The sequence below is a fragment of the Pseudomonas xantholysinigenes genome (genome assembly GCF_014268885.2).
Lineage (GTDB): Bacteria > Pseudomonadota > Gammaproteobacteria > Pseudomonadales > Pseudomonadaceae > Aquipseudomonas > Aquipseudomonas xantholysinigenes.
Genome location: NZ_CP077095.1, coordinates 3632200 through 3655569, shown reverse-complemented (window position 1 = coordinate 3655569; position 23370 = coordinate 3632200). Strand labels below are relative to the sequence as shown.

Genomic DNA, 23370 nt, shown 5'->3' with positions numbered 1-23370 from the left:
TATGACTGAACAGCAACCTGTTGCAGTTCTGGGAGGCGGCAGCTTCGGCACCGCCGTGGCGAACCTGCTGGCGGCAAACGGCCACCCCGTGCGCCAGTGGATGCGCGATCCGGCGCAAGCCGAGGCGATGCGCGTCAACCGCGAGAACCCGCGCTATCTCAAGGGCATTCGCCTGCACGACGGCGTCGAGCCGGTCAACGACCTGCTCGCCACCCTGCAGGGCAGCGCCCTGATCTTCGTCGCCCTGCCGTCCAGCGCCTTGCGCAGCGTGCTGGCACCCCACGCCGAGCTGCTGCGCGGCAAAGGCCTGGTCAGCCTGACCAAGGGCATCGAAGCGCACACCTTCAAGCTGATGAGCCAGATTCTCGAAGAAATCGCCCCGCAGGCGCGGATCGGCGTGCTCTCCGGCCCCAATCTGGCCCGTGAGATCGCCGAGCACGCGCTGACCGCCACCGTGGTTGCCAGCGAGGACGAAGTGTTGTGCCAGCAGGTGCAGGCCGTGCTGCATGGCCGCACCTTCCGCGTCTATGCCAGCAATGACCGTTTCGGCGTCGAGCTGGGCGGCGCGCTGAAGAACGTCTACGCCATCATCGCCGGCATGGCGGTGGCCTTAGGCATGGGCGAGAACACCAAGAGCATGCTGATCACCCGCGCCCTGGCCGAGATGACCCGCTTCGCCGTGAGCCAGGGCGCCAACCCCATGACCTTCCTTGGCCTGGCCGGGGTCGGCGACCTGATCGTTACCTGCTCCTCGCCCAAGAGCCGTAACTACCAGGTCGGCCACGCCCTGGGCCAGGGCCTGAGTCTGGATGAGGCGGTCAGCCGCCTGGGCGAGGTGGCCGAGGGCGTCAACACGCTCAAGGTGCTCAAGGCCAAGGCCCAGGAGGTGGGGGTGTACATGCCGTTGGTGGCCGGGTTGCACGCGATCCTGTTCGAGGGCCGCACGCTGAACCAGGTGATCGAGCACCTGATGCGCGCCGAGCCCAAGACCGACGTCGATTTTATTTCCACCAGCGGTTTCAACTGAAGGAGTGCCACCATGAACGATACCCCCGAGCACGCCCAGCGTGAGTCGATCATCCTGCGCGTCGTGTGGATGCTGGTGTTCCTGTTGGTCTGGCATGTGGCCCAGCTGTTGCTGGGCGGCCTGGTGCTGGTGCAACTGATCTACCGCCTGGTGTACGGCGCGCCAAGCGCCAGCCTGATGAACTTCGGCGACAGCCTCAGCCAATACCTGGCGCAGATCGGTCGCTTCGGCACTTTCCACAGCGACCAGAAACCCTGGCCGTTCGCCGACTGGCCGGCGCCTCGCGCCCCGGAAGGCGAAACCCCGCACGTGGTGGCCGCGGCGCCACACCCGGTGCGTGACGAGGAGCCCAAGCTGTGAAGGTGTGGGTGCTGCGCCATGGCGAGGCCGAGCCGCGGGCCAATACCGACGCCGAACGGCGCCTCACCGCCCATGGTCGCGAGCAGGTGCTGCACAGTGCGGCGCACCTGCTTGGCCAGCCGCTGCAGGCGATCTATGCCAGCCCCTACGTGCGCGCCCAGCAGACGGCGGCCCTGGTGCATGGCACCCTTGGCTTTGCCGAGCCGGTGCGCACCGCGCCCTGGCTGACGCCGGAGAGCAATGTGCAGCAGGTGATCGGGCAGCTTGAGCGACTGGGGTTGGAGCATGTCCTGCTGGTCAGCCATCAGCCGCTGGTGGGTTCGCTGGTGGGCTTGCTCGAACAGGGCCATGTTCAGCACCCTACGCCATTGGGTACCGCCAGCCTGGCGGAACTGGAAGGGGACTGGCCGTTGGCGGGGTTGATGAGCCTGTGCAGCCTGTATCACGCACCTTGATCATTGCTGAGGTGGCAGTGGTGCCGAGGGACTGCCTGAGCCATTGCTGAGATTGTTGGCAATGCCAGGTATGCCTTTTGCTGAGGCAGTTGCTGAAGGTAATGCCGTCGGCGGACCGACGGCATTGTTTCGAAGGTCTTCGTTGTAGAAGAGGGGCAGAGGACGTTCAGTCGGTCGTTTTCACTGCTCTTCACAGCATATTGATAGGATGTGGATGGTTGAGGAGGTATCAATCCAACCTTCCGGGCGATCGGTAGTCTCTATAAGAAATCCTATACCCCAATAGCTTGCGCCGATAGGTAAAATTAAAGCAATTTCATTATGTCCTTCAACGAGGGAGGCAGAGGCGGCCTCGCGATTGCCATCTAGAGAGTAACCTATGTTGAGTGTTTTTTTTCTGTCTGGGCCACTATCTGTAACGAAATTAAGTACTGTGGTTACCTTTAAAGCGCGCTTTAGTGGAGATTTAACCATGGTGATTTGCATGTGTGCGCTACTTTTTAGAACTCCCTTTGCAAAATAACTTTGGACGTATCGCAAGGCGCTTGAGCCGCCATAGTCAACGATTTGAGCGTCCGGATAAGGAGGGGCGCTCCCTGGGGAGGGCATGATGCTCGTTCCTGAAGGAATTTTCGTCCAGACATCGTCAGGGAATTTAGAACCGATGGGGGCACTTGTGAAGTCCTCACACAGTTTGACCACGCTGCTGACTGTATAGTCCGCTACAGGAAATACGCGTGCATCGTTTTCGATGCCGCTCGGGTCATAGCCTACTTTTAGCGTCACCGTGAGCGTGCTGTTGTGTTTCAGCCTTTCAAGTTGCGTGCGTGGCAGCTCGATGTTCAAACCGGCTCTTCCTTGCGCTTCGCTCAGCACCTCCTTATTGGCTAAGTAATATGTATATTCCTTGCCATCCGTCTGGGTGCCTTCTAGCACGATCCAATAGGTTTGCTTCTCAGCCCACAGTGGCCATACCGACCCCGTGCTTTTCAATACCTTGACCGTGGCAGCCCCCGAGAATGCCGTCAGGTCCAGCACCCCGTCTTTGGCTTGCGGAACTTCAGGTGTCGGCAGCTCTTGCTGCGCCAGTGTGCTCACTAGCAGCTTCAAGGGAACAGAAGGATTGGGCTGGCCATTGCGCACCACGGCATAGGCCACTTCGATGGTCTTGCCTTGGCTGGCCGCCACCACGCTCACCGGCACGGTAAAATCAACATGGCCCGAGGTGCTGCCGTTTTCCGATTTGCTTTTCCAGCTATCAGCCTGGTTTACCCCGCTCCAGGTCACCACCAGGGTGTCGCTGGTCTGCATGGGGTCATACTTGACGCGCACGGTCGCGCCGCTCGTTGCCTTGCTCGGGTCCAGCGGCCCGTTGCCGTTATTGGCCGCCTCAAGAACCGTGGGCGCAACGAAGTGTTCCTGTGCCTGACGCTTGACCTGGAATGTCAAAGGTTTCGACGTACTGGCTACTTTGAGAGTAGCAAGGGTGTGCGCAGGGTGTTCCATGGCTGAGTCCTTGGTGTGGGAGGAGTCAGCCGAGTGTGTGCGAATAGTTGACATGGAAAAACTGGAAGAAGTACTAGGTGGGCAGGTAGTGCTGAGAAGTCATCACGTCTGACACGACCTCCACCCGGTCGGCTCAGGCGAGGTGTTTTTACTGCCCCGTTTCGGCGACAGTCTCAGCCAATACCTGGCGCAGATCGGCCGCTGGTGGGGCTGCTCGAACAGGGTCATGTTCAGCCCCCCGCGCCACTGGGTACCGCCAGCTTGGCGGAGCTGGAAGGGGATGGACTAGTGGCTGGCCTGATGGCTTTGAACGGTGTTTATACAACTAGTTGATTTTTCAGCGATGAAGCCGTTTCGATCAAATCAGCACAGGTTAGGCGGCCTGAGCTGATTAGATCGGAGAATCCAAAGTGGCTATCAACGTCGGTGAAGATATTCAGGATCCAGAATCCCAACGTTCGCCTGTTGTATTCTCGACATTTTTCGGATTTGCCCTGGTAAGCCAGGCCCGGGCGCAGTAGTTCGAGCCAAACGTGAGGGTGTTTAAATTTCGCGCCAACATACTGACCTGACTTGTATGGTGTGAGTTGAATTGGAGGTGTACGTTTCTTCAAATGTGAGCATTACATTCATAGCTGATGACTCCTTCGAAAGGTTAAGGGTGACATTTTTTGCGTTGCTGGGTATTGGCGTTTGGGAATTATGATTGTGGGCGCTTAACTTGATTCGGAAATCGGCGCTTCCTGTAATGGTTCCGAATTCAATTGTGATTTCGCTTGCGCGGGTGAAACTTTTTGGTTGTATGAGTCGCATACGCAAGATCGTATAGCCAAAGGCGCCGTCACTGTGCTGAGTCCACATCAGTCGATGTTCCGATCCCTCGGCAACGATCCGGGCGTTGGCTGGAACGTTCGAAGGAGGACTTTCCATGACATAAATTTCCATGAAAGAGGCTGGGGGGATAAGAATATTGGTAGCAGGGGGGATCCTCATGCCGCTAGGTGCGCCGGAAAAATCTTCACACAGACTCATTCCCTTGAACAATGTATAGGTGTTAACCGGGAAACTCACTGCGTCTGATTCGTTGACGCTACCGTCAAACGTAACCTTTACTGAAATGTCCAGCGGGCTGTCATGCTTGAGTTTTTCCAATTGAAGACGTGTGAGCAGTTCATCAAGGCCTCGGCTGACCATTGTTGAGGTAACGGACTTTGCGCTGGCTACCTCGAATTCATGTGTGAGGTCATTTTCCAGCGTACCTTTCACCTTGATCCAGTAACGTTGCTTCTCAGCCATCAACTTCCAGGGTATGACCGTGACTTTGGCATCACCCTCAAAACTGTTCAAATCCAATACGTAGGTCTGTTGATCAGCCTCCGGCACCATGGGTTTGGGCAGTTCTGTCAGCGGCAGTTCGCCGACCTTCAGCGCCAGCGGCAGTGACTGGCTGGGCTGGCCATTGCGCACCACGGCATAGGCCACTTCGATGGTCTTGCCTTGGCTGGCCGCCACCACGCTCACCGGCACGGTAAAATCAACATGGCCCGAGGTGCTGCCGTTTTCCGATTTGCTTTTCCAGCTATCAGCCTGGTTTACCCCGCTCCAGGTCACCACCAGGGTGTCGCTGGTCTGCATGGGGTCATACTTGACGCGCACGGTCGCGCCGCTCGTTGCCTTGCTCGGGTCCAGCGGCCCGTTGCCGTTATTGGCCGCCTCAAGAACCGTGGGCGCAACGAAGTGTTCCTGTGCCTGACGCTTGACCTGGAATGTCAAAGGTTTCGACGTACTGGCTACTTTGAGAGTAGCAAGGGTGTGCGCAGGGTGTTCCATGGCTGAGTCCTTGGTGTGGGAGGAGTCAGCCGAGTGTGTGCGAATAGTTGACATGGAAAAACTGGAAGAAGTACTAGGTGGGCAGGTAGTGCTGAGAAGTCATCACGTCTGACACGACCTCCACCCGGTCGGCTCAGGCGAGGTGTTTTTACTGCCCCGTTTCGGCGACAGTCTCAGCCAATACCTGGCGCAGATCGGCCGCTGGTGGGGCTGCTCGAACAGGGTCATGTTCAGCCCCCCGCGCCACTGGGTACCGCCAGCTTGGCGGAGCTGGAAGGGGATGGACTAGTGGCTGGCCTGATGGCTTTGAACGGTGTTTATACAACTAGTTGATTTTTCAGCGATGAAGCCGTTTCGATCAAATCAGCACAGGTTAGGCGGCCTGAGCTGATTAGATCGGAGAATCCAAAGTGGCTATCAACGTCGGTGAAGATATTCAGGATCCAGAATCCCAACGTTCGCCTGTTGTATTCTCGACATTTTTCGGATTTGCCCTGGTAAGCCAGGCCCGGGCGCAGTAGTTCGAGCCAAACGTGAGGGTGTTTAAATTTCGCGCCAACATACTGACCTGACTTGTATGGTGTGAGTTGAATTGGAGGTGTACGTTTCTTCAAATGTGAGCATTACATTCATAGCTGATGACTCCTTCGAAAGGTTAAGGGTGACATTTTTTGCGTTGCTGGGTATTGGCGTTTGGGAATTATGATTGTGGGCGCTTAACTTGATTCGGAAATCGGCGCTTCCTGTAATGGTTCCGAATTCAATTGTGATTTCGCTTGCGCGGGTGAAACTTTTTGGTTGTATGAGTCGCATACGCAAGATCGTATAGCCAAAGGCGCCGTCACTGTGCTGAGTCCACATCAGTCGATGTTCCGATCCCTCGGCAACGATCCGGGCGTTGGCTGGAACGTTCGAAGGAGGACTTTCCATGACATAAATTTCCATGAAAGAGGCTGGGGGGATAAGAATATTGGTAGCAGGGGGGATCCTCATGCCGCTAGGTGCGCCGGAAAAATCTTCACACAGACTCATTCCCTTGAACAATGTATAGGTGTTAACCGGGAAACTCACTGCGTCTGATTCGTTGACGCTACCGTCAAACGTAACCTTTACTGAAATGTCCAGCGGGCTGTCATGCTTGAGTTTTTCCAATTGAAGACGTGTGAGCAGTTCATCAAGGCCTCGGCTGACCATTGTTGAGGTAACGGACTTTGCGCTGGCTACCTCGAATTCATGTGTGAGGTCATTTTCCAGCGTACCTTTCACCTTGATCCAGTAACGTTGCTTCTCAGCCATCAACTTCCAGGGTATGACCGTGACTTTGGCATCACCCTCAAAACTGTTCAAATCCAATACGTAGGTCTGTTGATCAGCCTCCGGCACCATGGGTTTGGGCAGTTCTGTCAGCGGCAGTTCGCCGACCTTCAGCGCCAGCGGCAGTGACTGGCTGGGCTGGCCATTGCGCACCACGGCATAGGCCACTTCGATGGTCTTGCCTTGGCTGGCCGCCACCACGCTCACCGGCACGGTAAAATCAACATGGCCCGAGGTGCTGCCGTTTTCCGATTTGCTTTTCCAGCTATCAGCCTGGTTTACCCCGCTCCAGGTCACCACCAGGGTGTCGCTGGTCTGCATGGGGTCATACTTGACGCGCACGGTCGCGCCGCTCGTTGCCTTGCTCGGGTCCAGCGGCCCGTTGCCGTTATTGGCCGCCTCAAGAACCGTGGGCGCAACGAAGTGTTCCTGTGCCTGACGCTTGACCTGGAATGTCAAAGGTTTCGACGTACTGGCTACTTTGAGAGTAGCAAGGGTGTGCGCAGGGTGTTCCATGGCTGAGTCCTTGGTGTGGGAGGAGTCAGCCGAGTGTGTGCGAATAGTTGACATGGAAAAACTGGAAGAAGTACTAGGTGGGCAGGTAGTGCTGAGAAGTCATCACGTCTGACACGACCTCCACCCGGTCGGCTCAGGCGAGGTGTTTTTACTGCCCTGTCAAAAATGACAACTGGCATTTTTGTCAGTTGTCGGCCGTTTGGATCCATTGCTAGTGTTGCACCAGCAGCACAGGTGCATCAGCGAGCCGGGGAGCAAGGCATGGATGGTCGGCGCTTGGAGTTGGTGGGGTCTCTGGATCTGAAGCCTACGCTAGACAAGGTGCAGGACGGCATCGTGCTGGACTTTGCCCAGTACAGCCTGCTACGCGAAGCGGCGGACGCCAAGCTGTATCAATTGATGGCCAGGATGCAGGGTAACCCCCGGCAACAGGCCCCTGAAGACCTGCGCAGGTTGCAGGATGCCTGTCTGCGTGTCGCTCATCTGATGCAGACCAGTTGCCTGGCGCTGCGCCGACTGCAACTTGACCGCAAGGATCAGCGCCTGGCCCGAGCAGCACTGGAGGCCCAGCTGGCCTACATGCAAGCGTGTCTGCGGCGTTCGCTGGTCAGTTTCGACGAACTGGCATGACCTGAACGCCCTCGTCGATGACCTTTCCGGACGTTGCCGAGCAGCGGGCGAGTGCCGACAATGGGCCAACATCCCCGCTCCGGACCCGCCGCCATGTCGCAGCCGATCTTCTTCGCCCATGCCAACGGCTTCCCGTCGGGTACCTATGGCAAGCTGTTCTCTGCCCTGGCGCCGGACTATCAGGTACAGCATCTGGCCCAGCACGCCCATGACCCGCGCTTTCCGGTCAACGAGAACTGGCAGAGCCTGGTGGACGAGCTGTTGCATCACCTCGAACAGCAGGACGAGCCAGTGTGGGGTGTCGGCCATTCCCTGGGCGGGGTGCTGCACCTGCACGCGGCATTGCGCCGCCCGGAGTTCTACCGGGGCGTGGTGATGCTCGACTCACCGGTACTGACCCGCGCCGACGAATGGCTGATCCAGGCCGCCAAGCGCCTGGGGTTCATCGACCGCATCACCCCGGCCGGGCGCACCCTGGGTCGACGCGAGGCGTTTCCCGATCGCGACAGCGCACGCAGTTACTTCGCTGGCAAGACCTTGTTCCGCCACTTCGACCCGGACTGCCTGGAGGCCTACCTCGAGCATGGCCTTGAGTCGGGTGAGGACGGCTTGCGCCTGCGCTTCGATCCGGCCACCGAGATCAGCATCTTCCGCAGCATCCCCCATGTCAGCCCGGCACGGCCAAGCCAGTTGCAGGTGCCGCTGGCCATGGTTCGCGGCGCCCAGAGCCGGGTGATTCGCAAGCACCATGCCCTGGCCGTGCGCGGCATGCCCAAGGGTGAATACCACAGCCTGCCGGGCGGGCACATGTTCCCGCTGGAGCGGCCAGGCGAGACTGCCAGCCTGATCCGTGAGCTGTTTACACGCTGGAGCCAGGCATGAGCGCGCAGGTCGAGGAAGTCCGCCTGGCGCTTGGCCATATCGAGCTGGCCGCGCACCTGTTCGGGCCGGCCGACGGCCTGCCGGTGATCGCCCTGCATGGCTGGCTGGACAACGCCAACAGCTTCGCTCGCCTGGCGCCGCGCCTAAAAGGCTTGCGCATCGTCGCCCTGGACCTGGCAGGGCACGGTTATTCCGCGCATCGCCCGGTGGGGGCCGGCTACGCCCTGGCCGACTATGCCCACGACGTGCTGCGGGTGGCCGAGCAACTGGGCTGGCAGCGTTTCGGCCTGCTCGGCCATTCGCTGGGGGCGATCATCTCGGTGCAACTGGCCGGTGCCTTGCCCGATCGGATCAGCCACCTCGCGCTGATCGACGGAGTGGTACCGCCCACGCTCAGCGAGCAGGACGCCGCCGAGCGCCTGGGCCTGGCGCTGCAGGCGCAGCTGCGCCTGGACGGCAAGCGCAAGTCGGTGTACGCGACCCTGGAAGCGGGCGTCGAGGCGCGCATGAAAGGCATGGTCGCGGTCAGCCGCGAAGCCGCCGAATTGCTGGCCCAGCGTGGCCTGATGCCGGTGCCCGGCGGCTACAGCTGGCGCAGCGACAGCCGCCTGACCTTGCCCTCGCCAAGCCGCCTGCACCCGGACCAGGCCATGGCCTTCGTCAAGCGCATCGCCTGCCCGACTTGCCTGGTGGTGGCCGCCGACGGCATGCTCGCGCGCCACACGGCGCTGCTGGAGCAGCTACCCTTCGAGCAGGTGACCCTGCCGGGGGGGCATCACCTGCACCTGAACGACGCCGAGGGCGCGGCCCTTGTCGCAGACTGTTTCAATCGCTTCTTTGGCATTCCTTGACTTGCACCGGACAAGTGTCGAGGCTTGGCGGGTTGAAAGGGAGACAACCATGTACATGCCAGACATCCATGCGCCACGCCCCGCCCTATGCGAGGGCGGCCGATGAGCGCACCTGTGTTCGTTCGCGGCGCCATCGCCGCCTGCCTCGCCATCGCCAGCCCCTTGCTCTGGGCCGGCAGCCTGCCGGTACCGCTCGACGCCAAGGTGGTCGACCAGCGTCCTGCCGTGGAGCAGGAGCGGGTCTACCCCATGGGCCCGCTGCGCAAGATCAGCGGCCGCCTGCGGGTCGAGGACAAGGTCGAGAGCCGCGGCCAGGTCAGCTCGGTTACCTATGAACTGCCGGTCGAGCGCAGCGCTCGCGAAGCCTTCACCAGCGCCCGCGAGGCACTGCAAGAAGAAGGCGGCTATCCACTGTTCTGGTGCCAGGGCCGCGATTGCGGCGAAGCCAGCCTGTGGGCCAACGATGTGTTCGCTAATGCCCGGCTCAATGGCGGTGACGAGCAGCAGGCGTTCATCCTGCTGCGCCGCTCGGCCGAAGAGGCCGACACCTTGGTGGCACTGTACAGCGTGACCCGCGGCAACCGCCGCGCTTACCTGCATGTCGAGGAGTTCGTCGCCGCCAGCCCATTGGGGGAATTGCTGCCGACCGCCGCCACGGTACTGCGCGAACTGCGCGACACCGGCAAGCTCGACTACCCTGACCTGGCCGAACCCCAGGCCACCTGGGCAACCTTGCTGGCGCGCAGCCTCAACCTCGACAGCACCCTGCGCGCGAGCCTCAGCGGCAAGGGCGCCGAGGCCTGGCGCGAGCAGTTGGTCAAGGCCGGCGTGCGCAACAACCGGCTTGAAGTGGGCAGCGCCCCGACCGATGGCCTGCACCTGGAACTGATCCGTTGAGTGAGCGCCACCATGGCCAACAATGACCGCCTGTTGATCCAGATCCTGCTGTTGACGCTGCTGGGCGCCGCGCTGTGGGTGATGGCACCGTTCATCTCGGCCTTGCTGTGGGGCGCCATCCTGGCGTTCGCCAGCTGGCCGCTGATGCGCCTGCTGACCCGCCTGCTCGGTGGCCGTGAGACCCTGGCGGCGAGCCTGCTGACCACGGTGTGGATTCTGCTAGTGGCCTTGCCGTTGGTGTGGCTGGGCTTCAATCTGGCCGACCATATCCGCGATGCCACCGCCTTCGTGCGTGACGTGCAGGTCGATGGCTTGCCCGATGCGCCAGCCTGGGTGGGCAGCATTCCATTCGTCGGTGAGCGCCTGGTCAGCTGGTGGCAGTCCCTCGACCAGCAAGGTGCGGCCCTGCTGGCCTCGGCCAAGCCGTATCTCGGCCAGGTGGGCAACTGGTTGCTGGCGCGCAGCGCGCAGATCGGCAGTGGCGTGCTGGAGCTCACGCTCAGCCTGGTGTTCGTGTTCTTCTTCTACCGCGATGGTCCACGCCTGGCGGCATTCGTGCACCGGCTGCTGCACCGGCTGGTGGGTGAGCGCGCCGAGTACTACGTCGATCTGGTCGCCGGTACTGTGCAGCGGGTGGTCAACGGCGTGATCGGTACCGCCGCCGCGCAAGCGCTACTGGCGCTGATCGGTTTCCTCATCGCAGGGGTGCCGGGGGCCATTGTGCTCGGCCTGGTGACCTTCATGCTCAGCCTGATCCCCATGGGGCCGCCGCTGGCCTGGATACCGGCCACGGCCTGGTTGGTGTCGAAGGGCGACTATGGCATGGCGGTGTTCCTGGGGATCTGGGGCACTTTCGTCATCAGTGGCGTGGACAACGTGCTCAAGCCGTACCTGATCAGCCGGGGTGGCAACCTGCCGCTGGTGATCGTGCTGCTGGGGGTGTTCGGCGGCCTGATCGCGTTCGGCTTCATCGGGCTGTTCATCGGGCCGACCCTGTTGGCGGTGGGATACAGCCTGCTGCTGGACTGGAGCCGCAATTCGGCGCAGCAAACGCCGCAATCTTGAGGTAGTTCTTTGTCACCTGTACCGGCCTCTTCGCGGGCAAGCCCGCTCCCACAGGAACAGCGCTCTACCTGTGGGAGCGGGCTTGCCCGCGAAGAGGCCGGTACAGACAGCCGTTGATGCCAGATCTTTACGCTTTCTTTATGCCCTGACCCCACCCCTGATCTCGCCCCTTTACGCCCCTCCCTCGGACAATTTCCCCAAAGCGGCCCTCACGCCGCAACTAGGGGAGATTGCACATGTACATGCTCGACGGGCTGTCACTGCTCTTGGCGGTGGCGTTGGCGGTTTACCTGTTGGTGGCGCTGCTGCGCGCCGATCGCGGCTAAGGGGCGGCCATGCACAGTTACGACTACCTGTTGCTGTTGGCGTTCTTCGCCATCGTGCTGTTGCCGGCGCCTTGGCTTGGGCGCTTCTACTTCAAGGTCATGGAGGGCCAGCGTACCTGGCTGTCGCCAGTCCTCGGCCCGCTGGAGCGAGGTTGCTATCGCCTGGCCGGGGTGGACGCTGACCAGGAACACAACTGGAAGCAGTACACCCTGGCCTTGCTGGCCTTCAACCTCGCTGGCTTCCTGCTGCTGTTCGGCGTGCTGCAGTTGCAAGGCAGCCTGCCGCTGAACCCGCAGCACCTGCCGGGCCAGGAATGGTCGCTGGCCTTCAATACCGCGGTCAGTTTCATGACCAATACCAACTGGCAGTCCTATAGCGGCGAAGCGTCGGTCAGCTACCTGAGCCAGATGCTTGGCCTGACCGTGCAGAACTTCGTCAGCGCCGCCACCGGCCTGGCGGTGCTGGTGGCGCTTTGCCGTGGCATCGCCCGGCGTTCGACCCACGTGCTCGGCAACTTCTGGGTCGACCTGACCCGCGCCACCCTCTATGGCCTGCTGCCGCTGTGCCTGCTGCTGGCGTTGTTGCTGGTGTGGCAGGGCGTGCCACAGACCTTCGCCGACTATGCCCACGCCATCACCCTGCAAGGCGCCGAGCAGACCATTCCGCTGGGCCCGGCCGCGAGCCAGATCGCCATCAAGCAATTGGGCACCAACGGTGGTGGTTTCTTCGGCGTCAACTCGGCGCACCCGTTCGAGAACCCCAGCGCCTGGAGCAACCTGTTCGAGGTGGCCTCGATCATCCTGATCCCGGTGGCGCTGGTGTTCACCTTTGGCCACTACGTCAAGGACCTGCGCCAGAGCCGCGCGATCATCGCCTGCATGCTGGCACTGTTCCTGATCGGCGGCGGCACCGCACTGTGGTCGGAGCAGCAGCCCAACCCGGCGCTGGAAAGCGCCCAGGTGCAGCAGGCCGCGCCACTGGAAGGCAAGGAGAGCCGCTTCGGCACCACGGGTTCGGTGCTGTGGACGGTGACCACCACCGCCGCCTCCAACGGTTCGGTCAACGCGATGCACGACAGCCTCAATCCGCTCACGGGCATGGTGGCGATGGTCAACATGATGGTCGGCGAGGTGATCTTCGGCGGCGTCGGCGCTGGCCTCTACGGCATGTTGCTGTTCGTGCTGATCGCGGTGTTCCTCGCCGGGCTGATGATTGGCCGCACGCCAGAGTATCTGGGCAAGAAGCTGCAGGCCCGTGAGGTGCAACTGCTGGTGGCGACCCTGCTGGTGATGCCGGTCGGCGTGCTGGTGCTCGGTGCCATCGCCGCCAGCCTGCCGGGGCCTGCCGGCGCCGTGAGCAACCCTGGCGCCCATGGTTTCAGCCAACTGCTGTACGCCTACACCTCCGGCACCGCCAACAACGGCTCGGCCTTCGCCGGCTTCGGCGCCAACACCCCTTACCACAACGTGATGATCGCCCTGGCCATGCTCATCGGCCGCTTCGGCTACATCCTGCCGGTGCTGGCCCTGGCCGGCAGCCTGGCGGCGAAGAAAAGCGCGCCGCAGGGCCTGAACAGCTTCCCCACCCATGGCCCGCTGTTCACCACGCTGTTGCTGGTGACGATTCTGTTGGTCGGTGGCCTGACTTTCCTGCCGACCCTGGCCTTGGGGCCGATTGCCGAACACCTGAGCCTGGGTTTCTGAGGAGCACACCATGAACATGCCCATTCCAGAAGTGAAGGCGCCGCACAGCGCCAAGGACCAGACCCGCTTCGCCGCCTTGTGGCGGCCGGCGCTGGTGCAGGCTTTCGTCAAGCTCGACCCGCGCCAGCTCAAGCGCACGCCGGTGATGCTGGTGGTGGCCTTGACCGCCGCGCTGACCACCGTGCTGTGCTTCGCCCCCGGCAGCGGCGTGAGCACGGCCGTGGCGGTGCAGATCGCCGTATGGCTGTGGTTCACCGTGTTGTTCGCCAACTTCGCCGAAGCCCTGGCCGAAGGTCGCGGCAAGGCCCGCGCCGACAGCCTCAAGGCCGGCAGCCAGGGCCTGACGGCCCAAAGGCGCAAGGCCGATGGTAGTTTCGAGACCGTGACCGCCACGCAGTTGCGCAAGGACGATGTGGTGCGGGTGGTGGCCGGTGAAATGATCCCCGGCGACGGCGAGGTGCTCGAAGGCATCGCCGCGGTCAACGAGGCGGCCATCACCGGTGAGTCCGCGCCGGTGATCCGTGAGTCCGGCGGCGATCGCTCGGCCGTCACCGGCAACACCCGGCTGGTCTCCGACTGGCTGCTGATCCGCATCACCAGCAACCCCGGCGAATCGACCCTGGACCGCATGATCGCCCTGGTCGAGGGCGCCAAGCGGCAGAAGACGCCCAACGAGATCGCCCTGGACATCCTGCTGATCGGCCTGACCCTGATCTTCCTGATCGTGGTGGTCACCTTGCAGCCGTTCGCCCGCTTCGCCGGTGGCGAGCTACCGCTGATCTTTCTTGCCGCGCTGCTGGTTACCCTGATCCCGACCACCATCGGCGGGCTGCTGTCGGCCATCGGCATCGCCGGCATGGATCGCCTGGTGCGGCTCAACGTGATCGCCCGTTCCGGCCGTGCGGTGGAGGCGGCGGGGGATGTGCACACGCTGATGCTCGACAAGACCGGCACCATCACCTTCGGCAACCGCCGTTGCAGCGCCCTGCACGCCGCTTCGGGGGTGACCGCCAAGGAGCTGGGGGCGGGCGCCTTGCTCGCCTCGCTGGCCGACGATACCGCCGAGGGCAAGTCGATTGTCGAGTATCTGCGCCAGTTGCACGACTTCGACGAACCTTCGGCCAACCAGTACCAGGCCATTGCCTTCAGCGCCGAGACACGGCTGTCGGGCATCGACTTCCAGCAGCGCCGCTACCGCAAGGGCGCCGTTGATGCGGTGCTGGCGTTCTGCGGCCTGCAACGCCTGGAGCTGCCCACCGCGCTGGCCCGTGAGGTGGAGCGCATCGCCCAGAGTGGCGGGACCCCTTTGCTGGTGTGCGTGGACAAGCGCCTGCTGGGCGTGATCCACCTCAAGGACGTGGTCAAGCCCGGTATCCGCGAGCGTTTTGCCGAACTGCGCAAGTTGGGCATCCGCACCGTGATGGTCACCGGCGATAACCCGTTGACCGCCGCCGCCATCGCCGCCGAGGCTGGCGTCGACGACGTGCTTGCCGAAGCCACCCCGGAGAAGAAGCTGGCGCGTATCCGCCAGGAGCAGAACGACGGCCGCCTGGTGGCCATGTGCGGCGATGGCGCCAACGACGCCCCGGCGCTGGCCCAGGCCGACGTCGGCATGGCCATGAACGACGGTACCCAGGCCGCCCGTGAAGCGGCCAACATGGTCGACTTGGACAGCGACCCGACCAAGCTGCTGGATGTGGTGCAGGTGGGCAAGGAACTGCTGGTGACCCGGGGTGCACTGACCACTTTCTCCATCGCCAACGACGTGGCCAAGTACTTTGCCATCCTGCCGGCGCTGTTCGCCGCCATCTACCCGCAATTGGGCGTGCTCAACCTGATGCACCTGGCCAGCCCGCAGAGCGCGATCCTCTCGGCCATCGTGTTCAACGCGCTGATCATCATCGTGCTGATTCCGCTGGCACTGCGCGGGGTACGGGTGCAGGCCGCCAGTGCCGCCCACCTGCTGCGGCGCAACCTGCTGATCTACGGCCTGGGCGGGATCATCGTGCCGTTCGCCGGGATCAAGCTGATCGACGTTGTGCTCAATGCCCTGCACCTGGTCTGAAGGAGAGACGAACATGACCGCATACCTACGCCCGGCCCTGAGCCTGGTCCTGCTGATGACCCTGGTCACCGGCGCGTTGTACCCCCTGGCGGTGACCGGCATCGCCCAGGTCGCCTTCCCCGAGCAGGCCAATGGCAGCCTGGTGCGCGACGAGCGCGGCCAGGTGCGTGGTTCGGCGCTAATCGCCCAGGTGTTCAAGGGCGATGCCTGGTTCCAGTCGCGGCCTTCGGCCGGTGACTACGCCACCGTGGCCAGCAGCGCGAGCAACCTGGCGCCAAGCAATCCGGCGTTGGCCGAGCGGGTCAAGGCCGATGCCGCAACGCAGTACCAGGCACAGCAGGGACCGGTGCCGTTGGCGCTGCTGACCACTTCGGGCAGCGGGCTGGACCCGCACCTGTCGCCCGAGGCAGTCGCCTACCAGCTGCCGCGTGTGGCGGCGGCACGGCAGGTGCCAGAGGAGCGCTTGCAAGTGCTGGTGAATGACGCCACCCTGCGCCCATTGGTCGGGCCGCCGGTGGTCAACGTGCTGGCGCTGAACCAGGCGCTGGAGCGTCTGGCGCCTGTGGCCGTGCATTGACCCCTGTAGGAGCGGCCTCGTGCCGCGAAAGGGCCGCGCAGTGCGGCGATGCAACAATCGCTGGGGCCGCTGCGCGGCCCTTTCGCGGCACGAGGCCGCTCCTACATCGACCGCGTAATGAGGCAAAAAAAGGATGAAACATGAGTGATTCCACCCGCGCCGACGCCCTGTTGGCCGGTTTGCCCCGCGAAGGCCGGGGCCGGCTCAAGGTGTTCCTCGGCGCCGCGCCCGGGGTCGGCAAGACCTTCGCCATGCTCCAGGCCGCCCACGCCCAGCAGCGCCAGGGCGTGCAGGTGGTGGCCGGGGTGGTCGAGACCCACGGCCGCGCCGAAACCGAGGCCCTGCTCGGCGGCCTGCTCCAGCAACCCTTGCTGCGCAGTGAGTACCGCGGCGTGCTGCTCGAGGAAATGGACCTCGACGGCCTGCTCAAGGCTGCGCCGCCGTTGGTGCTGGTGGACGAACTGGCGCACAGCAACGCCCCCGGCAGCCGCCACGCCAAGCGCTGGCAGGATGTGCAGGAACTGCTCGCCGCCGGCATCGACGTGTACACCACGGTCAACGTCCAGCACCTGGAAAGCCTCAACGACAAGGTGCGCGACATCACCGGCGTGCAGGTGCGCGAAACCCTGCCGGACTGGGTGTTGCAGGAGGCCTTCGAGCTGGTGCTGATCGACCTGCCGCCACGCGAGCTGCTCGAACGCCTGCGCGAAGGCAAGGTCTACGTACCCGAGCAGGCCCGCGCCGCTATCGACGCGTTCTTCTCCCAGACCAACCTCACCGCCCTGCGCGAACTGGCCATGCACACCGCCGCCGCCCAGGTGGACGCCGACCTTGCCAGCGGCTACCGCCAACGCGGTCAGGAAGCCCCGGCCCTGCGTGGCCGGCTGCTGGTGGGCATCGATGGCGACGAGCAGGCTGAGCGGCTGGTGCGGCATGCCTGTCGCGTCGCCCAGCGCCGTCATCTGCCCTGGAGCGTGGTGCATGTCGACAATGGCCGTCTGCGTGACGAGGCTGCCCGCCATCGCCTGCAAGCTGCCCAGCAATTGGCTGAGCGCCTGGGGGGCGAAGTGGTGTTGCTGCGTGCCGGCGAGGTGGCGCGGACCTTGATCCAGCACGCCAGCGAGCGCCGCGCCAGCCTGGTGCTGGTGGGCCAGTCCCGCGACCTGCTGCGTCGGCGCTTCTTCGGGGCCGGCGTGGCAGCCCGCCTGCTGCGCGAAAGCCATGGCCTGGAAATCAACGTGCTGGATCGCGACGCCCAGCCACCCACGCCGCGGGCGGCGGTCAAGCGTGTGTGGGTGTGGCGCCACTACTTGCTGGCGCTGCTGGCCACGCTGTTGGCCGCCGGCTTGGCGTGGGCGGTGTCCAGCGTGCTGGCGTTGCCCAATATTTCGCTGGTGTTCCTCGCCGCCGTGCTGCTGGTGGCGGTGCGTAGCAGCCTGGGCCCGGCGCTGGCCTGCGCGGCGCTGTCGTTCCTGACCTACGACTTCCTGTTCATCCCGCCGAACTTCTCGTTCAGCATCCAGCGCGAAGAAGACGTGCTGACCTTGGTGTTTTTCCTGCTGATGGCCGCGCTTACCGGCAACCTCGCCGCGCGCCAGCGCCGTCAGTTGCAGGCGCTGCGTGAAACCCAGGCGCAGACCAACCAGTTGCTCGATTTGTCGCGCCGGTTGACCGTGGCCACCGATCGCCAGGCGGTGTTCAGCGCCGCCGGCCAGCACCTGGATGGCTGGCAGGACGTACAGGCATGCCTGCTCGAACGCAGCGCCGATGGCCTGCTGCAAGTGGCCAGCGGCGGCGCCCCGGCCTTTACCGACAACGAGCGCGCCGCCGCCGAATGGGCCTGGCAGCACGGCCAGGCCGCCGGTTTTGGCAGCGATACCTTGCCCCATGGCCGCTGGTGGTGGTGGCCGCTGGCGGTGGACGACCAGCCCCTGGCGTTGCTCGGCGTGCGCCCGCGTAGCGGCGAGCCGCTGACCGCCCAGCGCCGGCGTCTGCTGATGGCCCTGGCGCAACCCCTGGCCCAGGCCCTGGCCCGTGCCCGCCTTGGCGAGCAGTTGGAGGCTGCGCGCCTGCACGGTGAAACCGAGCAACTGCGCAGTGCTTTGCTGGCCTCGGTGTCCCACGACCTGCGCACGCCGTTGACGGCGATGCGCGGCAGTATCGACAGCCTGCTGGCGTTGGGCGAGGCGATCCCCCTGGATGACCGGCGCGAGTTGCTCGAAGGCACCCGTGACGAAGCCGAGCGCCTGGACCGCTACATCCAGAACCTGCTGGACATGACCCGCCTTGGCCACGGCAGCCTCAAGCTCGCCCGTGACTGGGTGGCGCCCGGCGATATCGTCGGTAGCGCGTTGAACCGTCTGCGTGTGGTGCTGGCGCCGCTGCGGGTGCATACCGAGGTCCCCGGCGAACTGCCGCTGCTGTTCGTCCATGCCGCGTTGATCGAGCAGGCGCTGGTCAATGTGCTGGAAAACGCCGCGCGCTTCTCGCCCGCGCAAGGGCGCCTGGTGTTGCAGGTGCAGGTGCGCGACCAGCAATTGTGCTTTGCCGTCAGCGACCAGGGCCCTGGCATTCCGCTGGAGGAGCGCGAGAAGATCTTCGACATGTTCTACACCGCTGCCCGGGGTGACCGCGGCGGGCAGGGTACCGGCCTGGGCCTGGCCATCTGCCAGGGCATGATCGGCGCCCATGGCGGGCGCATCCTGGTGGGCGACGGCATCGATGGCCAGGGCACCTGCATCACTCTATGCTTGCCGCTGCCCACCCAACCCGCGACCGAAAGTGAAGCCCCATGAGCCAAGCCGCCACCCTGCTGGTCATCGACGACGAGCCGCAGATCCGCAAGTTCCTGCGCATCAGCCTGGCATCCCAGGGCTACAAGGTGCTCGAGGCCGCCACCGGCGGCGAGGGCCTGGCCCAGGCGGCGCTGGGCAAGCCCGACCTGGTGGTGCTCGACCTCGGCCTGCCGGACATGGACGGCCAGCAGGTGTTGCGTGAGTTGCGCGAATGGAGCACGGTGCCGGTGATGGTGCTGTCGGTGCGTGCCAGCGAGGTGCAGAAGGTCGATGCGCTCGATGGCGGGGCCAACGACTACGTGACCAAACCGTTCGGTATCCAGGAGTTTCTAGCCCGGGTGCGGGCCTTGTTGCGCCAGGCGCCGCAGGCGGGCGGGGTGGCCGCGACCGCGAGCTTCGGGGCGCTGGTGGTGGATTTTGCCTTTCGCAAGGTGACCCTGGACGGCGTCGAGGTGGCGCTGACCCGCAAGGAGTATGCGCTGCTGGCGCAACTGGCCGGGCACCCGGGGCGGGTGATCACCCAGCAGCAACTGCTCAAGGACATCTGGGGGCCGACCCATGTCGACGACACCCATTACCTGCGGATCGTGGTGGGGCATTTGCGGCAGAAGCTGGGGGATGACCCGACCGCGCCTCGGTTCATCATTACCGAGGCGGGCGTGGGGTACCGTCTGGTGACCCCGGCCTGAAATCACGGCGCAACTCCATGAGGGAGATCACGCCGAGAACTGTCCCCCCTGTGGGAGCGGGCTTGCCCGCGAAGCAGGCGCCGCAGTGTCGCGGGCAAGCCCGCTCCCATACGGATCGCGCCAGATTCTAGACATTGAGCAAGACAGTTGCTCCCACAGGATTAGCCCGCAAGCGGATGTTTACAGGTCCAGCTCCAGGGCCAGCAGCTCCTGCACGCTCTGGCGGCGGCGGATCATCCGCAGGTTGTCCTGCTCGATCAGGAACTCAGGCAGCAGCGGTCGGCTGTTGTAGTTCGACGACATCGAGGCGCCATAGGCCCCGGCGTCGTGGATCACCAGCAGGTCGCCGACCTTGGCCTGGGGCAGTTGCTGCGGGGTCAGCTCCTGGTCGTTCTGGGTAAACACATCCCCGGATTCGCACAGCGGCCCGGCCACCACGGTGGCTTGCAGCGGGCGGCTCACCGGCCGGCCCACGGCATCGAACAGGCTCATGTGGTGATAGGCGCCATACATCGCCGGGCGCATCAGGTCGTTGAAGCCGGCGTCGACCAGCATGTAGTGCTTGTCGCCCATCTGCTTGACCGCCCGCACCTCGGCTACCAGGTAACCGGACTCCGCCACCAGGTAGCGCCCCGGCTCGATTTCCATGCGCACGGGGTGGCCGAGCATCGCCTCGATTTCGCTGCGCGCCACCGCCCAGGTGCGGGCATAGCGTTGCAGGTCCACCGGCTGGTCGCCGTCGCGGTATGGCGTGGACAGCCCGCCACCGATGGAGAACGCCTCGATGTCCATGCCCAGTTGGCCGATCAGTTCGACCATGGCGCTGGCCACTTGCTCCAGGTGCTGGTAGTCCACCCCGGAGCCGATATGCATGTGCACGCCCACCAGGTGCAGGCCGTACTGTTTCACGCAGGCCAGTGCTTCGGGCAGTTGCGCGTGCCAGATACCATGCTTGCTGTTTTCGCCACCGGTGTTGGTCTTGCGGCTGTGGCCGTGGCCGAAACCGGGGTTGATGCGCAGCCACACGCGATGGCCAGGGGAGCGCTCGCCCAACTGACGGAGCATGTCGATGGAACCGGCGTTGACTTCGATGCCGGTCTCGACCACCCGCGCCAGGGTTGGCTGGTCCAGCACATCGCAGGTCAGCACCACGCCAGCCGGTTCACCCCCCACCGAAGCCCCGGCGGCGAAGGCACGCTCCATTTCCCCCAGGGATACCGCGTCGAGCACCAGGCCGCGCTCGCGGATCAGGCGCAGCACATGCAGGTTGGGGTTGGCCTTTTGCGCGAAGCGTACGGTGTCGAAGTGCTGCTTGAGCTGATCGATGCGTTGGCCGATGGTCTGTGCGTCGTAGGCCCAGAGTGGCGAGCCATGTTGGCGGACTGCGTGGGCCAGCAGGGTGGAAGGGGTGCTCATGGTGGTGTTCCTTGTAATGGATACACCGATCTTGAATGAGTTGATTGATTCACAAAAATAGCTATTTTTATTCAGTCTATTCATATTTGATATGCATTAGCATCGATACCTCTGGCTGTGTACACCCATGAAGCTTTCCGTCCGTCACATCGAAGTGTTCCGCGCCATCATGGCCGCCGGCAGCGTCACCGGTGCCGCGCGCCTGCTGTTCACCTCACAACCCACGGTCAGTCGCGAGCTGGCGCGCATGGAGCAGGTCACCGGCCTGACCCTGTTCGAGCGCGAGGGGGGGCGCCTGGCGCCGACCGCCCAGGCCCTGTTGCTGATCGAGGAAGTCGAGCGCGCCTTTGTCGGCCTCGAGCGCATCGACCGGTTCGCCCAGGCCATCCGCAACTTCGAGCAGGGCCGGCTGGCCATCACTTGCCTGCCGCTGTTCTCGCAAACCCTGCTGCCCAAGGCTTGCCAGCGCTTCCACCAGCAACACCGTGGCGTCAGCGTGAGCATCACCGCGCAGGAGTCGCCGTTGTTGGAGGAATCGCTGGTGGCCCAGCAGCACGACCTGGGCTTGACCGAAGTCGAGCAGGTGCCGCGGGGCGCGGTAGGCGAGCTGCTGTTCAGCGCCGACATGGTCTGCGTGCTGCCCCAAGGGCATCCGCTGCGAGCCAGGCCGGTGCTGACGCTAGGTGATTTCCACGAGGTCGACTTCATCAACCTGGCCAGCCTGGACACCTATCGGCAACAGCTCGACCAGCACTTTCGCGCGGCCGGGGTGAACCGCCGCACGGTGATCGAGACCACCAGCGCGGCATCGGTATGCGCCATGGTTCGCCAGGGGCTGGGGGTGGCGATCATCAACCCGCTCAGTGGGCTCGAGGCGGAGCAGGGTGGCTTGGCCATGCGCCGCCTGAGCCTGTCGGTGCCGTACCGGGTGATGCTGATCCGGCCCGAGCACCGCCCAGCCTCGGTGGTGGTGGAGCCGTTTTGCCAGGTATTGCGCGAGCAGGCGCGGGTGATGGAGAAGGCCTTGGCGACGGCAAGCTGAAGTCACCCCTGGTGAGTGATGACGGCCTCGCAGGTCACCGGGAAATTCACTGAGTTGGCGATGAAGCACTCATGGTGCGCCTCGTCATGCAGGCGCATGGCCAGGGCGCTATCCGAATCGCGGCTGATCACGATCTGCGGTCGCAGTACCACCTGGGTGAAATGCCCCTTGCGCAGGTCATCACCTTCGACCATTCGTCCTTGCGCCTGGTCGACGTACTCCAGCACCTTCACTTTGTTCACCGCGCACAGGTGCAGGTACCACAACTTGTGACAGGCCGAGAGCGAGGCCAGCAGCATGTCCTCGGGGTTCCAGCGCTTGGGATCGCCGCGAAACGCCGGGTCGGCGGAGCCAAGCAGATCGTGCTTGCCTGGCATCTGCACGGTGAAATCGCGGGTGTAGGCGGTATAGCTGGCGGTTCCTTGGCCGGTATTGCCGACCCAGTTCACGGTAACGCTGTAGTCATGTTCCTTCATGCTTGGCCTCATGGCTGATTGGCGGGGCGTCACGTTTTGATCGCGCGGCCCGGGTTGGCAGGGCCAAACCGGTGCGAGCAGCAATGTACTACAAGCCTGGCTCCTACAATTTGGGGCCGGCACGCTCTGGCTTCATTGGGTCTTTTGCCTCTGGGCGTCATACATGTACGCCAACCCAATGGGGTCCAGGCAATCCGGGGCCAGTGCGCGCAGTTGCGTGAAATGCCCGCGGCCAACCTCCGGTTGCTCAGGGTCGCCCTTGGCGGCGAGCAGGTAATAGCCGTCGGCGCGGTACTGTCGCAGATCCAGCTGTACCGGCTCGAAGGCCTGGGCGAGGGTGGTCAGGGGCCGCCCAGGGTCGGGCGCGACCATTTTCATCTCCTTGAAGCACAAGGACTTCAGCGCAGGCAACGGATAGTGCTCGGCATAGGGGTCGGTGTGTTCGAGGGTGGTCCGCAGTTGCTCGCGCTGGCGCTGCAGGGTCGGGTCATCGAACAGGAAGCGCTGTGACGCGCTATCGCAGTCTCGCAGTACGGCCACGGCGGCGGCCACCAGCCCTTGCTCGGCGGCGCGTTGGTACAGGGCGCAGGCTTGCTCGTGGCGGGCCGTGTACTGCCCGGACACCCAGAGCTTGCTGCGTTCCTGCAGGTTCGCCAGCAAGTAGCTGGCCACGGCATGCCCACCGTCGCTGGCCTGGCGCAAATCATGTTCGACGGCATCGTGCTTTTGCCCGATGTCGCGAAGCGCCTCGGTGGTGATCTGCTTGTCGAGCTGGCCTTTCTGCTCCTGGTCGATCAGGCGCTCTGCCCATTGGGCGTTGGCCTCGGCCGCCAGCACCGCGCGTTGGAAGGCCGCTTCGGCCTCTGCATTGGGGGCTGCCTGCAGCGTGCCGCAGAGGGTGAGGCAGAAGAACAGCGGGGTCGAAAGCTTGAGCGTCAACGGTGGCA

General features: G+C 63.7%; 21 protein-coding genes and 2 pseudogenes. 17 read left to right on the top strand and 6 right to left on the bottom strand.

What is annotated here, in order from left to right:
* Position 1: 1 nt before the first annotated feature.
* Genes HU772_RS16265 through sixA form a run of 3 tightly spaced genes read left to right on the top strand, consistent with a single transcriptional unit; the run spans position 2 to position 1842 of the window.
* Positions 2–1027 (top strand): NAD(P)H-dependent glycerol-3-phosphate dehydrogenase, encoded by a 1026-nt coding sequence (locus HU772_RS16265; RefSeq protein ID WP_186660555.1) that lies wholly within the window; start codon positions 2–4, stop codon positions 1025–1027.
* Positions 1028–1039: 12 nt separating this feature from the next.
* Positions 1040–1387, top strand: coding sequence for a DUF4389 domain-containing protein (locus HU772_RS16260; protein ID WP_186660553.1), 348 nt, complete (start codon positions 1040–1042; stop codon positions 1385–1387).
* Positions 1384–1842 carry a phosphohistidine phosphatase SixA gene (gene sixA / locus HU772_RS16255; protein ID WP_186660551.1) on the top strand — a complete coding sequence of 153 codons (459 nt, stop codon included), beginning with the start codon at positions 1384–1386 and terminating at the stop codon, positions 1840–1842. The genes HU772_RS16260 and sixA overlap by 4 nt, the downstream gene beginning before the upstream one ends.
* 180 nt (positions 1843–2022) lie before the next feature.
* Here sixA and HU772_RS16250 read toward each other — a convergent pair whose 3' ends face one another.
* Positions 2023–3348 carry a hypothetical protein gene (locus HU772_RS16250; RefSeq protein ID WP_186660549.1) on the bottom strand — a complete coding sequence of 442 codons (1326 nt, stop codon included), beginning with the start codon at positions 3346–3348 and terminating at the stop codon, positions 2023–2025.
* Between the two features lie 174 nt (positions 3349–3522).
* Between HU772_RS16250 and HU772_RS25005 the strand changes: the two are divergent.
* A pseudogene (locus HU772_RS25005) lies at positions 3523–3681 on the top strand (phosphohistidine phosphatase SixA); the annotation flags it as partial.
* A 210-nt stretch (positions 3682–3891) separates the two neighbouring features.
* On the opposite strand, the gene HU772_RS16245 reads toward HU772_RS25005, so the two are convergent.
* Positions 3892–5178 (bottom strand): hypothetical protein, encoded by a 1287-nt coding sequence (locus tag HU772_RS16245; protein WP_186660547.1) that lies wholly within the window; start codon positions 5176–5178, stop codon positions 3892–3894.
* 174 nt (positions 5179–5352) lie between these two features.
* Between HU772_RS16245 and HU772_RS25000 the strand changes: the two are divergent.
* Positions 5353–5511, top strand: a pseudogene (locus HU772_RS25000) (phosphohistidine phosphatase SixA); the annotation flags it as partial.
* 210 nt (positions 5512–5721) lie between these two features.
* Here HU772_RS25000 and HU772_RS16240 read toward each other — a convergent pair.
* A complete protein-coding gene (locus HU772_RS16240; RefSeq protein WP_186660547.1) occupies positions 5722–7008 on the bottom strand; it encodes a hypothetical protein in 1287 nt (428 codons plus the stop codon).
* Positions 7009–7269: 261 nt separating this feature from the next.
* Here HU772_RS16240 and HU772_RS16235 point away from each other — a divergent pair, with 261 nt between their 5' ends.
* The 11 genes from HU772_RS16235 (at position 7270) to HU772_RS16185 (ending at position 19489) form a co-directional block, all read left to right on the top strand.
* The gene (locus HU772_RS16235; RefSeq protein ID WP_186660545.1) at positions 7270–7638 is read left to right on the top strand and encodes a hypothetical protein; all 369 of its coding nucleotides are present in this window, start codon (positions 7270–7272) and stop codon (positions 7636–7638) included.
* Between the two features lie 93 nt (positions 7639–7731).
* A complete protein-coding gene (locus HU772_RS16230; RefSeq protein WP_186660543.1) occupies positions 7732–8520 on the top strand; it encodes an alpha/beta fold hydrolase in 789 nt (262 codons plus the stop codon).
* The gene (locus tag HU772_RS16225; protein ID WP_186660541.1) at positions 8517–9371 is read left to right on the top strand and encodes an alpha/beta hydrolase; all 855 of its coding nucleotides are present in this window, start codon (positions 8517–8519) and stop codon (positions 9369–9371) included. The genes HU772_RS16230 and HU772_RS16225 overlap by 4 nt, the downstream gene beginning before the upstream one ends.
* Before the next feature lie 102 nt (positions 9372–9473).
* Positions 9474–10268 carry a DUF4892 domain-containing protein gene (locus HU772_RS16220; RefSeq protein ID WP_186660539.1) on the top strand — a complete coding sequence of 265 codons (795 nt, stop codon included), beginning with the start codon at positions 9474–9476 and terminating at the stop codon, positions 10266–10268.
* Positions 10269–10280: 12 nt separating this feature from the next.
* Positions 10281–11333 (top strand): AI-2E family transporter, encoded by a 1053-nt coding sequence (locus tag HU772_RS16215; RefSeq protein WP_186660537.1) that lies wholly within the window; start codon positions 10281–10283, stop codon positions 11331–11333.
* A gap of 236 nt (positions 11334–11569) precedes the next feature.
* Positions 11570–11659 carry a K(+)-transporting ATPase subunit F gene (kdpF, locus tag HU772_RS16210; protein WP_011534724.1) on the top strand — a complete coding sequence of 30 codons (90 nt, stop codon included), beginning with the start codon at positions 11570–11572 and terminating at the stop codon, positions 11657–11659.
* A gap of 9 nt (positions 11660–11668) precedes the next feature.
* Positions 11669–13363 (top strand): potassium-transporting ATPase subunit KdpA, encoded by a 1695-nt coding sequence (kdpA, locus tag HU772_RS16205; protein ID WP_186660535.1) that lies wholly within the window; start codon positions 11669–11671, stop codon positions 13361–13363.
* 10 nt (positions 13364–13373) lie between these two features.
* Positions 13374–15428: a potassium-transporting ATPase subunit KdpB gene (gene kdpB, locus HU772_RS16200; RefSeq protein ID WP_186660533.1), complete on the top strand. Its 2055-nt coding sequence runs from the start codon at positions 13374–13376 to the stop codon at positions 15426–15428.
* Positions 15429–15441: 13 nt separating this feature from the next.
* Positions 15442–16005: a potassium-transporting ATPase subunit KdpC gene (gene kdpC, locus HU772_RS16195; protein WP_186660531.1), complete on the top strand. Its 564-nt coding sequence runs from the start codon at positions 15442–15444 to the stop codon at positions 16003–16005.
* A 140-nt stretch (positions 16006–16145) separates the two neighbouring features.
* On the top strand, positions 16146–18800 hold the full coding sequence (locus tag HU772_RS16190; protein WP_186660529.1) for a DUF4118 domain-containing protein: 2655 nt from the start codon (positions 16146–16148) through the stop codon (positions 18798–18800).
* Positions 18797–19489 carry a response regulator gene (locus HU772_RS16185; protein ID WP_186660527.1) on the top strand — a complete coding sequence of 231 codons (693 nt, stop codon included), beginning with the start codon at positions 18797–18799 and terminating at the stop codon, positions 19487–19489. The genes HU772_RS16190 and HU772_RS16185 overlap by 4 nt, the downstream gene beginning before the upstream one ends.
* A 180-nt stretch (positions 19490–19669) precedes the next feature.
* On the opposite strand, the gene lysA is transcribed toward HU772_RS16185, so the two are convergent.
* Positions 19670–20905, bottom strand: a complete 1236-nt coding sequence (lysA, locus tag HU772_RS16180; RefSeq protein WP_186660525.1) for a diaminopimelate decarboxylase — start codon at positions 20903–20905, stop codon at positions 19670–19672.
* 127 nt (positions 20906–21032) lie between these two features.
* Here lysA and HU772_RS16175 point away from each other — a divergent pair, with 127 nt between their 5' ends.
* Positions 21033–21947, top strand: a complete 915-nt coding sequence (locus tag HU772_RS16175) for a LysR family transcriptional regulator (RefSeq protein WP_186660523.1) — start codon at positions 21033–21035, stop codon at positions 21945–21947.
* Positions 21948–21949: 2 nt separating this feature from the next.
* Here the strand turns inward: HU772_RS16175 and HU772_RS16170 are convergent, their stop codons facing one another.
* Both HU772_RS16170 and HU772_RS16165 read right to left on the bottom strand, forming a co-directional pair.
* Positions 21950–22423: an OsmC family protein gene (locus tag HU772_RS16170; RefSeq protein WP_186660522.1), complete on the bottom strand. Its 474-nt coding sequence runs from the start codon at positions 22421–22423 to the stop codon at positions 21950–21952.
* Between the two features lie 132 nt (positions 22424–22555).
* Positions 22556–23362: a hypothetical protein gene (locus tag HU772_RS16165; protein ID WP_186660521.1), complete on the bottom strand. Its 807-nt coding sequence runs from the start codon at positions 23360–23362 to the stop codon at positions 22556–22558.
* Positions 23363–23370: the final 8 nt, after the last annotated feature.